This window comes from Rhizobacter koreensis, from assembly GCF_013366375.1.
Lineage (GTDB): Bacteria > Pseudomonadota > Gammaproteobacteria > Burkholderiales > Burkholderiaceae_C > Schlegelella_A > Schlegelella_A koreensis.
Genome location: NZ_JABWMJ010000003.1, coordinates 471,017 through 483,244, shown reverse-complemented (window position 1 = coordinate 483,244; position 12,228 = coordinate 471,017). Strand labels below are relative to the sequence as shown.

Here is a 12,228-nt window from a genome sequence, read left to right as displayed (position 1 = left end):
CGAGCCGGCCAAGTGCGGCCGGCAGCGGCCGCACGGCCGCGTGAGGTTCAGCGGAAACGCGACTGCTCGATCAGGCGCAGCTCGCCCGGCAACGAGGCCAGGTAGTTGGCCAGCACGCGCAGCTCGGCACGCGTGTAGGGGCGCGCCATGCCCTGCATGATCGCGTTGCCGCGGCCGATGTGCGGGTTGTTGTCGATCTGGTACGACTTGAGCGCAACGTACAGGTAGTCGGCGTACTGGCCGGCGAGCTTGGGGTAGCTCGGGTCGATCGGCTTGGAGAAGTTCTCGCCGTGGCACGACGCGCAGTTGGCCTTCTGCAGCAGGGCTGCCACGTTGGCAGGCGGCGTGTGCTCGGGCTTGGCCGGCGCCGGCTCGGCCTGGCCGAGCTTGGAGTAATAGTCGGCGACCGCGTTGATGTCGGCGTCGCTCATGGTCACCGCGACCGAGCGCATCGTCGGGTGCTTGCGCTCGCCCTTGCGATACGCCATCAGCGAGTTGGCGATGTACTTGGCGCTCTGGCCGGCGATCATCGGAACCTTGTGGACCTCGGGAAAGCTCGCCTGGTAGCCGGGGATGTTGTGGCAGCCGGTGCACATCGCGATCTGAGTGCTGACCGGAACCGTCGTCGGCGAGACGTTCGGCTGCTGAACCGGAGGCTGCTGCGCGGTTGCAGTCGACGCGATGCCGGTGGCGACCAGCGCGGCGAGCGAGAAGGAGACCAGCGTTTTCATGGTGACGCGAATGAGCGGATGCAACCGGCGATTATAGGGGCGGGCCCTATACTGGCCGCCCTCTTCCCGCAGGGCGCCCATGAAGTTCCAAGGCTCCGAAAACTACGTCGCGACGCCCGACCTGATGCTCGCGGTGAACGCCGCCGCCACGCTCAAGCGGCCGCTTCTGATCAAGGGCGAGCCCGGCACCGGCAAGACGATGCTGGCCGAGGAAGTCGCCGGCGCGCTCGGCATGCCGCTCCTGCAGTGGCACATCAAGTCGACGACCAAGGCACAGCAGGGCCTGTACGAGTACGACGCCGTCAGCCGGCTGCGCGACAGCCAGCTCGGCGACGAGCGCGTCAAGGACATCCACAACTACATCGTCAAGGGTGTGCTGTGGCAAGCCTTCAGCGCCGACCAGCCCGTCGTGCTGCTGATCGACGAGATCGACAAGGCGGACATCGAGTTCCCGAACGACCTCCTGCGCGAGATCGACCGCATGGAGTTCTACGTCTACGAGACGCGCGAGCTCGTCAAGGCCAGGCACCGGCCGCTGGTCTTCATCACCTCGAACAACGAGAAGGAGCTCCCGGACGCGTTCCTGCGCCGCTGCTTCTTCCACTACATCAAGTTCCCCGATGCCGAGACGATGCAGCGCATCGTCGACGTGCACTTTCCCGATCTCAAGAAGGGCCTGCTCGCGGCGGCGCTGAAGAACTTCTACGACGTGCGCAACCTGCCGGGCCTCAAGAAGAAGCCGAGCACGTCGGAATTGCTCGACTGGCTGAAGCTCCTGGTCGCCGAGGACATTCCGCTCGAGGCGCTGCAGAGCAAGGACGAGAAGGTGGCGGTGCCCCCGCTGGTCGGGGCGCTGCTGAAGAACGAGCAGGACGTGTCGCTGTTCGAGAAGCTCGTCTTCATGCAGCGTCACAACCGATGAACGCGACAGCGTTCATCGGTTGCGGTGGAGGCTCGCATGGCAACGCCATGTGAAGGCGCGCAGCGCCGGCCGGAACCACAACTCGTCAGAGAAGTGGATCTGCCTGCTGCGCGGGTCGATCTCGCGCCTGCGATGCTCGCCGTACGCCTGTCCGGCTGCGCTTTTCGCCGCGACCTCGGCCCGCTCGCGACGGCATCTCCACGCTTCGAGGCATGTTGCCTGTAGAACCCGTCACGCTGGGATGCGAGCGCGTTCGACTCGAGCCGCTGACCCTCCAACACGTCGACGGTCTCAAGCGTGCCGCGGCCGACGGCGAGCTGTGGACGATCCGCGTCACCAGCGTTCCGGAGCCCGACGACACGCGGGGCTACGTCGAGCGCGCACTGCAGGGCTTCGCCGAGGGCCATCGGCTCGCGTTCGCGGTGATCGACGCCGCGACCGGCGAGGTGATCGGTTCGACCAGCTTCCACGACATCGTGCCCGCCGTCGAGCGCCTCGAGATCGGCTACACGTGGTACGCGAAGAGTCGCCAGCGCACCCACGTGAACACCAGCGCCAAGCTGCTGCTGATGACGCACGCGTTCGAGACGCTCGGCGCCCGGCTGGTCGGCTGGCGCACCGACAACTTCAACTTCGCGAGCCAGCGCGCGATCGAGCGGCTGGGTGCGCGCCGCGACGGCGTGCTGCGCCACCACGCGCTGCGCCGCGACGGCACGGTGCGCGACACCGTCATGTACAGCCTCGCCGCCGGCGAGTGGCCGGAGGTCAAGGCGCAACTGCGCTGGCAGCTCGACAGGCCGCGCTGATCGCGCGCGGCGCGGCGTCGCGACCTCAGGCGGCCTTCGGCACGTAGGCGCTGCACCAGCCGGGACCGGCGACGCGCTTGCCGGCGAAGAGCGTGCACGGCGCCGTCGGCAGCGTCGCCGCGCCTTGGTAGAACTGGCAGATCGCGCAGCGCTGCGGCGGCGCGTACTTCGGGAACTTGGCCTTGTCGACGCGCTTGGCGTCGTGCACGTAGCCGAGCGCGACGGCCTGCGGCTCCTTCTCGTCGACCATCGGCGCAGGGGTCTGGGCTGTCGCGTTGGCGGCAGCGAGCGCCGCACCGGCAGCGGGCAGCCACGTGAGGAAGATGCGTCGGTTCGTCATCGGAGTCTCGGGGTGGAAGTGAGGCAGCGCGAGCGGCATCCGGCATGCCCGCCGTGCGCGTTTCGGCCCTCGCCACCGCTCCCGAGGCGGACGCTCGCGCAACCCGCGTGACCGCCACCCCGCATCGACGGACAGCCGCATCCCTGCCGCCGCTGCTTTTGGCACGCGGCTTGCCGCGCTTCCCGCATGAAACCGGCCGACCTCAGCGCCGCGATCGGGCGCCACGCCGTGCCGCTCGACGACCTCGGCGACGTCGACGCCATCGTCGAGGCGATCGGCGACTCGCGCATCGTCCTGCTCGGCGAGTCGACCCACGGCACGCGCGAGTTCTACCGGGTGCGCGCCGAGGTGACGCGCCGCCTGATCGAACGGAAGGGCTTCGACGCCGTCGCGGCCGAGGCCGACTGGCCGGCGGCGCTGCGCGCGAGCCGCTATGCGCAGGGCGCCGGCTCCGACGGCACGGCCGAACAAGCGCTCGGCGACTTCGAGCGCTTTCCGCGCTGGATGTGGCGCAACACCGAGGTCGTGCGCTGGCTCGAAGGGCTGCGCGCGCACAACGCGAGCCGGCAGGCCGACGAGCGCGTCGGCTTTTTCGGGCTCGATCTCTACAGCCTGCGCGAGTCGATGGACGCCGTGGTGCGCTACCTCGATCGGGAGGACCCGGAAGCGGCGCGCCGCGCGCGCGCCCGCTACGCCTGCTTCGACGACCTGGCCGACGACCCGCAGGCCTACGGGCACGCGGTGAGCTTCGGCATGCGCCCGGGCTGCGAGCGCGGCGTGCTGCTGCAGCTCGCCGAGCTCTGCCGAGCCGGCGCCGGAAAGCTCCGTCGCGACGGCGGCGCGGCGAGCGACGAGCTGTTCTACGCCCAGCAGAACGCGCGCGTGGTCCACAACGCCGAGGTCTACTACCGCACCATGTTCGGTGGCCGCACCGACTCGTGGAACGTGCGCGACCGCCACATGGGCGAGACGCTTCAACTGCTCGCCGACCACATCGAGCGGCGCCGCGGCCGGCCGGCGCGCATCGTCGTGTGGGCGCACAACTCGCACGTCGGCGACGCGCGCGCCACCGACTCGGCACGCCACGGCCAGCTCAACCTCGGGCAGCTCGCACGCGAGGGCTTCACCGCGCCCGGCGAAACCTTCCTGCTCGGCTTCACGACCCACACCGGCACGGTGACCGCGGCGCACGACTGGGACGAGCCGAGCCAAACCAAGCGCGTGCTGCCGTCGCGCCCCGACAGCATCGAGCGCGTGCTGCACGACAGCGGCGGCGAGCGCTTCCTGCTCGGGCTGCGCAACGCGGCGCCCGAGCTGCGCCGCGCGCTTGCCGAAGAACGCCTCGAACGCGCGATCGGCGTGATCTACCGTCCTGACACCGAACGCTGGAGCCACTACTTCGACGCCTCGCTGGCGCGCCAGTTCGACGCCGTGGTGCACATCGACACCACCGAGGCGCTGCGTCCGCTCGGCGTCGTCGCCGCGCCCGCACCGCCGGAGGCGCCCGAGACCTTCCCGTCCGGCCTTTGAGCGTCGGCTGCGGTGCGCCGCTCGCGGCGCGATCCCCCCAGGCTGCCGTGCGGCTTGGCATGCGGGCTATCCTCGACCACCCGCCGGCCGGACCCGCCCCATGCTGATCAACTTCTTCTTCACGCTGCGCGCCGCCAAGCTCAAGGTTTCGGTCAAGGAGTACCTGACGCTGCTGGAGGCCATCAAGGCCGGCGTGATCGACGACGAGGCGAGCGGCGCGCCGACGGTCGACAGCTTCTACTACCTGGCGCGCACGGCGTTGGTCAAGGACGAGACCCAGTTCGACAAGTTCGACCGCGCGTTCGCGGCGTACTTCAAGGGCGTCGAGCTGCTGACCGACTTCACCCAGGACGTGCCGCTCGAGTGGCTGCAGAAGAAGTTCGAGCTCGAGCTCTCGCCCGAGGAGAAGGCGGCGATCGAGAAGATGGGCTGGGACGAGCTGATGGAGACGCTCAAGAAGCGTTTCGAGGAGCAGAAGGAGCGCCACGAAGGCGGCAACAAGATGATCGGCACCGGCGGCACCAGCCCGTTCGGTGCCTACGGCTACAACCCGCAGGGCATCCGCATCGGCCAGGACAAGGGCCGCAACCGGAGCGCGGTGAAGGTCTGGGACCAGCGCCAGTTCAAGGACTACGACGACAACGTCGAGCTCGGCACCCGCAACATCAAGGTGGCGCTGCGGCGCCTGCGTCGCTTCGCGCGCGAAGGCGCCGAGGAAGAGCTCGACCTCGACGACACCATCCGCTCGACCTCGAAGAACGCCGGCTGGCTCGACATCAAGATGGTGCCGGAGCGTCACAACCGCGTGAAGGTGCTGCTGCTGATGGATGTCGGCGGCACGATGGACGAGCACATCCACCGCGTCGAGGAGATGTTCAGCGCCGCCAAGAGCGAGTTCAAGCACCTCGAGTTCTTCTACTTCCACAACTGCGTCTACGACTTCATGTGGAAGAACAACCGGCGCCGCTACGCCGAGAAGTTCCCGACGATGGACGTGATCCGCACGTACAACAAGGACTACAAGCTGATCTTCGTCGGCGACGCGACGATGAGCCCCTACGAGATCCTGCAGCCGGGCGGCAGCGTCGAATACAACAACGAGGAACCCGGCGCCGAATGGCTGGCACGCCTGACCCACGCGTTCCCGAAGTTCGCCTGGATCAATCCGGAGCCGCAGGGCGTCTGGGGCTATCGCCAGAGCATCGCGGTGATCCAGCAGCTCATGAACCACCGCATGTTCCCGCTCACGCTGCCGGGTCTCGAAGGGGCGATGCGCCTGCTCAGCAAATGAGGGGGCCGCTCGGCGCGGCGGCACTGCTGCTCGCCACCGGGCTGCTCGGCGGTTGCGCGAGCCTGCCGTTCTTCGGCAAGGACGACGATGCAAAGTCGGCAGCCGAGGCGAGCGAGGAGCCGCAGGTGGTGCTGTACGAGCTCGACGTCGAGGCGCCCGGGGCGCTGAAGACGCTGCTCACCGAATATCTCGACCTCGCGCGTTTTCAGAAGGCACCCCAGAGCGACGCGATCAGCGGCCCCGAGCTCGAGCGGCTGGTCGCCGCCGCGCCGGCGCAGGCCAAGTCGCTGCTCGAAACCGAGGGCTACTTCGACGCGATCGTCAGCGCGACGCAGAGCGCCGACGCCGACGGCAAGGCGCGCGTCACGGTGAAGGTCGAGCCCGGCCGGCGCACCACGATCAAGAGCGTGACCATCCAGTCCGCCACGCCGATCGCCCCGCGCACCCCGACCCGCGAAGACCGCTCGAAGGACCGCATCGAGCGGATGCGCCGCAACTGGACGCTCGACCCGGGCCAGCCGTTTCGCCAGGCCGCCTGGTCGAGCGCGAAGACCGCTGCGCTCGGCGAGCTGCGCGGCGACGGCTACCCGCTCGCGACCTGGCGCGAGACCATGGCGCGCATCGACGCCGAGGCGGCGAGCGCCACGCTCGACCTCACCGTCGACGGCGGCCCGCTGTTTCACTTCGGCGCGGTGCGCGTCGAAGGCACCGAGCGCTACGACCCGGCGGTGGTGCGCCGCCTCGCGCCGTTCGCGCTCGGCGACGTCTACAGCGAGAAGGCGGTGCTCGACTACCAGGAGCGCCTCGTCAAGGTCGGGCTGTTCCAGGGCGCTGCGGTGACGGTCGACGTCGAGAACGGGCCGCCCGAGGGCGCGCCGGTGACGGTGCGCGTGCGCGAGCTGCCGCAGCACCAGGCGACGTTCGGCGTCGGCTACAGCGCCAACACCGGTGCGCGCTTCTCGGTCGACCACTACGACCGCAAGGTGTTCGGCTGGCCGTGGATCGCGCACAGCACGCTGGTGCTCGGCTCGGAGCTGCGCTCGATCGGTACCGACTTCACTTCCTACCCGCGCAACGACCTCTCGAGCACGCTGGTCGGCATCAACCTCGAGCAGCTCAAGAACGACGACGAGACGCGCAACTCGGCCGCGCTGCGGGTCGGTCGGACCAAGGACACCGGCCGCTACGAGCGCGTCTACTTCGCCGAGCTTTCGCACAGCCGTGTCGGCAGCGACGAGGTGGCGACGACGAGCGACGCCGCCGCGGTGCACTACCAGTGGCTGCGTCGCGACGTCGACAGCGTGCTGCTGCCGACGCGCGGCTCGGTGATCTCGCTGCAGGGCGCGCTCGGCTACGGCATCGGCAGCGAGACGCGCGCCAGCCGCCCGGGCAAGGAAGACGCGCGCGGCCCATTCCTGCGCACCTACGGCCGCATCAACGCCTACAAGCCGTTCGGCTCGTGGTACCTGAACGGGCGCCTCGAGGCCGGCCAGGTGTTCGTCAACAACCGCATCGCGGTGCCCGACACCCTGCTCTTTCGCGCCGGCGGCGACAACTCGGTGCGCGGCTACGGCTATCGCGACCTCGGCCACGAGATCGACGGCACGGTGGTCGGCGGCCGAGTGCTGCTGACCGGCAGCGTCGAGGCCGAGCACCCGATCTTGGCGAGCCTGCCGCAACTGCTCGGCGCCGTCTTCATCGACGCCGGCAACGCCGCTGACCGCTGGGGCGACTGGAGCCCGGTGTTCGGCACCGGCGTCGGCGTGCACTTCCGCAGCCCGGTCGGCGTGCTGCGCCTCGACCTGGCATACGGCGAAGCGGTGCGGCGCGCGCGCCTGCATCTCAGCGTCGGCGTGGCGTTCTGAAGGGCCCGGCACGGTGAGCGAGCGGCCGGTGGGTCAAGGGACGGGAGCGCTCGGCGGTGCCGGCGCTTCCGACGGCTCAGGCGACGCGGGCGGCGGAACGCCGACCCGCTCGCTGCCGCCCGCTGCGGCGACGGCCTCGGCTCCGGCCGCGTTGCCGGGTGAAAGCCTCCCACCGCCCGGCGCCGTGCCGCCCGCTGCCCCCGTGCCACCCGGCGGCACCGACCGGCCCGGCGGCGGTCCCGACGGCGCCCCGCCCCCGCGCGGGCACCACCCGTGGCGCTGGGTCTCCGGAATCGTCGGCGCCCTCGTCCTGCTGCTCGTCGTCGGCGTCGGTGCCCTGCTCTGGGCCGCGCGCACGCCCTCCGGCACGGCCTGGTTGCTCTCGATGGCGCCCGGCGTCACGGCGGTCGCGCCGACCGGCTCGCTGATCGGAGACTTCGGCGCCGAGCGGATCGACGTGCGGATCGGCGCGTCGGGGCGGCTCCTCCTCGAGCGGCCGCGCTGGACCGGGCTGCAGGTGGCGCGCGGCAGCGATGGGCGCTGGCTGCGCGTCGAGATCGCAACCCTGCACGCCGATCGCGTGCTCTTCGTCCCGGACGCCGACACCGGACCGGCCGAGCCGCGGCGCGCACCCGACAGCCTGCGCCTGCCGCTCGAGCTGCTGGTCGGCGCCGCGAGCGTCGGCGAGCTGCGCGTCGGCAGCGCCGAGGCGACGCCGATCCGCGATTTGCGTGCGCGCCTTCACGTCGGCGCCGAAGGCGGCGCGCGCCATCGCGTCGACGACTTGGCCGTCGCGTACGGACCGGCCGCGGCGAGCGGGTCGGCGTCGATCGCCGCCGACCCGCCGTTCGCCGTCGCGGCGACGGTCGACGCGCGCAGCGTCGGCGGCGAGCCGGCGTGGCAGGCGCGCGTCGCCGCCGACGGGCCGCTCGGCACCCTGCCGCTGTCTGCGACCGCACGCGTCACGCCGACCGCCACGCACGGCCCGCAGGCGCTCGACGCCCGCGCCACGCTGCAGCCGTTCGCCGCCTGGCCGCTCGGCGAACTCGACGCGCGCACCCGCGACCTCGACCTTTCGGCGTTCGCGCCGGGCCTGCCGGCGACCTCGCTGAGCGGCGGTGCGCTGGTCACGACGCGTGCCATCGACCAACCGGTCGTGGTCTCGCTCGACCTCGCGAACGCGCGCGCCGGCCGCGTCGACGCCGGCCTGTTGCCGGTGCGGCGCATACGCGCCGAGCTGCGGGCGCGCGCCGACGACCCGAGCATCGTCGAAGTCCGCACGCTGAGCGCCGACCTCGGCGGCACTGACGGCGACGCCGGCCGCCTGGCCGGCAGCGGACGCTGGGCGCCGACGCTCGCAAACCTGGCGCTCGAGCTGCAGGGCGTGCGCCCGGCGCTGCTCGATGCGCGCGCGCCGCAGGCGGCGTTGAGCGGGCAGGTGGCGCTGACCAGCGAGGCCGTAGGTACCGCAACGGCGACGGCCGCGCCGCCCGCCGCACGCACGGCACCCCGCGCAAGGGGGTCGACGCCGAGCGCCTCGGGCACGCGCGCGTCGGCACCTTCCGCAGCGACAGCGCCCGCAGCCGCAGCCTCTGCCGCTGCACCCGCGCGCAGCTTCGCGGTGCGCGCCGACATCGCGGGCGAGCTGCTCGACCCCGCGCTGCCTCGCAACGCGCCGCGCGACGCCCGCATCAGGCTCGACGTGCGCGCCGCCGGCAACACCGTCGACCTGGAGACCGTCGAAGCGACGCTTGGCGCGGCGCGCGCCGCGCTCACCGGCCGTCTCAGCCGCAGCACGGACGCCGCCCCGTGGCGCGCCGCCGGGCGCCTGAACGTCGCGGAGTTCGACCCGAACCCGTGGTGGCCGGGCGCCGCGGCGCCGACGCCGCGCGGGCGCGCCGCGACCGCCGCCCGAAGCGCACAGACGAGCGCCGGAACGGGCGCACGCAGCGCGACTGCGTCGGCTGCCGCGCCGACCCGGTCAGCGCGTGCGGCCGTGCGCACGGCGGCCGCTCGCACGGTTCAGACCCCCGCCGCGCAACGCAGCGCCGCGGCGGCGCCCAGCCGCATCAACGCCCAGGGAACCTTCGATCTCCTGCTGGGCGACGCCGGCGCCAACGCGTCGATCTTCGACACGCTCGCCGTGACGCGCGGCAGCGCGGAGCTCGCGGTGCGTGACAGCCTGCTGATCGGCTTGCCGCTGGAGGCGAGCGCGAGCTTCGCCAACTCCGACGGGCGCGCGCGCGTCGCCTTCGACGTGGCTGCCGCGGCCAACCGCGCGAGCGGCCGCGGCCAGCTCGCGCCGCGCGGCGCAAACGGGCGTGCCGACGAGTGGCAGGTCACGCTCGCCGCACCGGAACTCGGTGCACTGGCACCGCTGCTGGCGCGCGCCGGGGTTGCCGGGGCAGTCGGCGGTCGCGTCGACGCCAACGCCCGCGTCGCCGGGCGCTGGCCGACGGTGACCACCCAAGGCGAGCTGCACGCCGCCGACCTGCGTTACGGCACCCTGGCGCTGCAGCGCGCGGACGGCCGCTGGAGCGCCGGCAGCGCCGCCGACGCACGGGTCGAGGCGACGCTCGACGTCGACGGTCTCGTCAGCGAAGGCCGCACGATCGGCCAGGCCGCGCTCCGCGTCGACGGCACCGCGGCCGAGCATCGCGCCGACCTGCGCCTCGAGTCGGCCGCCCTGCCGCCGGCGTGGGCCGATGCGCTGGTCGCCACCGCCTCTGCAACGAGCCCGGCACCGTCGTCCGCCGCTCCGCGCGCCGCCTCGGCAGCACCGAGCGGCCGCAGCGAAGTCGTGCTCGGCGTCGAAGGCGGCCTCTTCGACGCCAACGGCCAGCGCGCCGCCGGCTGGCGCGGCCGCATCGTCGAGGCCGCCGCGCGCAGCGTCGCCGCGCCGCGCCGCAGCTGGGTCGAGATGCGCGACGTGCGCGGCAGCGTGGCCTGGGGCGGCGCGCCGCTCCGCGTTGACGTCGAGCCCGGCAGCGCGAGCGTGCTCGGCGCGCTGCTGCGCTGGAGCCGCATCGCCTACCAGGGCGCCCCTGCCGGCACGTCGGCGGCGCGCCTCGACGTGCAGGCCACGGTCGACCCGATCGAGGTGGCGCCGCTGCTGCGCCAGTTCCAGCCTGACTTCGGCTGGGAGGGCGACCTTGCGGTCGGCGCCCGCATCGACATCCGCAGCGCGCCCGTCATCAGGGCCGACATCGTGGTGGAGCGCGCACGCGGCGACCTGATCGTCAACCAGGACTTCGGCAAGCAGAGCATGGGCCTGACCGCACTGCGCGTCGCAGTCGGCGCCGAGCGCGGCGTGTGGACGCTGCGCACCGACGTCGCCGGCAGCACCATCGGCGTGCTCGCCGGCAACGTGACCGCGCGCACCGCGAGCGAGACCGACTGGCCAACCGCCGCGACGCCGATCAGCGGCAATGTGACGCTGCGCGCGCCCGACCTCGCGACGTACGCGAGCTGGCTGCCGGCCGGCTGGCGCCTCGGCGGCAGCCTCAACGCGAGCGCCGCGATCGGCGGCCGCATCGGCGCGCCCTCGTATACCGGTCGTGTGGAAGGCACGCGCATCTCGGTCCGCCACTTCCTGCAGGGCGTGAACATCACCGACGGCGAGCTCGTGATCGCGCTGCAGGGCGAGACCGCGCGCATCGAGCGCTTCAGCGCGCGCGGCGGCAGCGGCACGCTGCAGATCAGCGGCGGGGCGAGCTTCGGCGAGTCGCCCGAGGCGAACCTGCGCATGGTCGCCGAGAGCTTTCAGTTGCTCGGCCGCGTCGACCGCCGCATCGTCGCCAGCGGCAGCGGCGCGCTGCGCCTCGACGCCAAGACCATCGCCGTGAGCGGCAACTTCAAGGTCGACGAGGGCCTGGTGGACTTCACGCGCTCCGACGCGCCGACGCTCGGCGATGACGTCGTGGTGGTGCGGCGCCCGCAGGGCACCGCGTCGCCGGCCGCGCAGAGCCGCGCGAATGCGGCGGTGCCGGCCGAACCCCCGGTCGGCCGCAAGGTCGACCTGGACCTGCGCGTCGACGTCGGCAACCGCCTGCAGATCCGCGGCCGCGGGATCGACGCGCGCCTGCGCGGCGAGGTGCACCTCACGTCGCCGCAGGGGCGCCTTTCGGCCAACGGCGCGATCCGCGCCGTCGACGGCACCTACCAGGCGTACGGCCAGAAGCTGGCGATCAACCGGGCCATCATCTCGTTCGTCGGCCCCCTCGACAACCCGCGCCTCGACGTGCAGGCGACCCGGCCCGACCTCGACGTCAGGGTCGGCGTCGTCGTCACCGGCACCGTGCTCGCGCCTCGCGTGCGCCTGTTCTCCGAGCCCGAGATGTCCGACATGGACAAGCTGAGCTGGCTCGTGCTCGGCAAGGCCAGCACCACCACCGGCGGAACCGAAACCGCGCTGCTGCAGCGCGCCGCGCTCGCCCTGCTCGCCGGCGAGGGACCCGGTGCGATGGACCGCATCACCAAGAGCCTCGGCCTCGACACCCTGTCGGTGAGCGCTGGCGAAGGCGGCGTCAGCGACGCGATCGTCACCATCGGCAAGCAGATCTCGAAGAACTGGTACCTCGGCTACGAGCGCGGCCTCAACGCCGCGACCGGCAGCTGGCAGCTGATCTACAGGCTGGGTCGCCGGCTCACCGTCAAGGCGCAGGCGGGCGGGGACAACGCGGTGGACGTGAACTGGACGCTGCGATGGAAGTGAGGGGCAGCGGGGCACTCGAGCCCTGAACC

General features: G+C 72.1%; 8 protein-coding genes. 6 read left to right on the top strand and 2 right to left on the bottom strand.

Annotation, left to right across the window (positions count from 1 at the left end; all coding sequences use genetic code 11):
* Nucleotides 1–47: 47 nt before the first annotated feature.
* Nucleotides 48–731, bottom strand: a complete 684-nt coding sequence (locus HQN59_RS09120; protein WP_176068508.1) for a c-type cytochrome — start codon at nucleotides 729–731, stop codon at nucleotides 48–50.
* Between the two features lie 79 nt (nucleotides 732–810).
* Here HQN59_RS09120 and HQN59_RS09115 point away from each other — a divergent pair, with 79 nt between their 5' ends.
* Together HQN59_RS09115 and HQN59_RS09110 are read left to right on the top strand one after the other, a co-directional pair.
* Nucleotides 811–1,653 carry an AAA family ATPase gene (locus HQN59_RS09115; RefSeq protein WP_176068316.1) on the top strand — a complete coding sequence of 281 codons (843 nt, stop codon included), beginning with the start codon at nucleotides 811–813 and terminating at the stop codon, nucleotides 1,651–1,653.
* 212 nt (nucleotides 1,654–1,865) lie between these two features.
* Nucleotides 1,866–2,459: a GNAT family N-acetyltransferase gene (locus HQN59_RS09110; protein ID WP_176068314.1), complete on the top strand. Its 594-nt coding sequence runs from the start codon at nucleotides 1,866–1,868 to the stop codon at nucleotides 2,457–2,459.
* Nucleotides 2,460–2,484: 25 nt separating this feature from the next.
* On the opposite strand, the gene HQN59_RS09105 is transcribed toward HQN59_RS09110, so the two are convergent.
* Nucleotides 2,485–2,799 (bottom strand): high-potential iron-sulfur protein, encoded by a 315-nt coding sequence (locus HQN59_RS09105; RefSeq protein ID WP_176068312.1) that lies wholly within the window; start codon nucleotides 2,797–2,799, stop codon nucleotides 2,485–2,487.
* 186 nt (nucleotides 2,800–2,985) lie between these two features.
* Between HQN59_RS09105 and HQN59_RS09100 the strand changes: the two genes are divergently transcribed.
* The 4 genes from HQN59_RS09100 to HQN59_RS26780 all read left to right on the top strand — a co-directional run bounded on the left by HQN59_RS09100 (nucleotide 2,986) and on the right by HQN59_RS26780 (nucleotide 12,199).
* Entirely contained in the window at nucleotides 2,986–4,329 is a 1,344-nt protein-coding gene (locus tag HQN59_RS09100) for an erythromycin esterase family protein (RefSeq protein WP_176068310.1), read from the top strand.
* A 100-nt stretch (nucleotides 4,330–4,429) separates the two neighbouring features.
* Entirely contained in the window at nucleotides 4,430–5,620 is a 1,191-nt protein-coding gene (locus HQN59_RS09095) for a vWA domain-containing protein (RefSeq protein ID WP_176068308.1), read from the top strand.
* Nucleotides 5,617–7,485: an autotransporter assembly complex protein TamA gene (locus HQN59_RS09090; protein ID WP_176068306.1), complete on the top strand. Its 1,869-nt coding sequence runs from the start codon at nucleotides 5,617–5,619 to the stop codon at nucleotides 7,483–7,485. Before HQN59_RS09095 ends, HQN59_RS09090 begins: the two co-directional genes overlap by 4 nt.
* Before the next feature lie 184 nt (nucleotides 7,486–7,669).
* Entirely contained in the window at nucleotides 7,670–12,199 is a 4,530-nt protein-coding gene (locus HQN59_RS26780; protein WP_176068304.1) for a translocation/assembly module TamB domain-containing protein, read from the top strand.
* Nucleotides 12,200–12,228: the final 29 nt, after the last annotated feature.

What these genes read in the sequence shown, in the direction of transcription:
- HQN59_RS09120 (WP_176068508.1), bottom strand. Translation starts at nt 731, where the DNA reads ATGAAAACGCTGGTCTCCTTCTCGCTCGCCGCGCTGGTCGCCACCGGC.
- HQN59_RS09115 (WP_176068316.1), top strand. Translation starts at nt 811, where the DNA reads ATGAAGTTCCAAGGCTCCGAAAACTACGTCGCGACGCCCGACCTGATG.
- HQN59_RS09110 (WP_176068314.1), top strand. Translation starts at nt 1,866, where the DNA reads ATGTTGCCTGTAGAACCCGTCACGCTGGGATGCGAGCGCGTTCGACTC.
- HQN59_RS09105 (WP_176068312.1), bottom strand. Translation starts at nt 2,799, where the DNA reads ATGACGAACCGACGCATCTTCCTCACGTGGCTGCCCGCTGCCGGTGCG.
- HQN59_RS09100 (WP_176068310.1), top strand. Translation starts at nt 2,986, where the DNA reads ATGAAACCGGCCGACCTCAGCGCCGCGATCGGGCGCCACGCCGTGCCG.
- HQN59_RS09095 (WP_176068308.1), top strand. Translation starts at nt 4,430, where the DNA reads ATGCTGATCAACTTCTTCTTCACGCTGCGCGCCGCCAAGCTCAAGGTT.
- HQN59_RS09090 (WP_176068306.1), top strand. Translation starts at nt 5,617, where the DNA reads ATGAGGGGGCCGCTCGGCGCGGCGGCACTGCTGCTCGCCACCGGGCTG.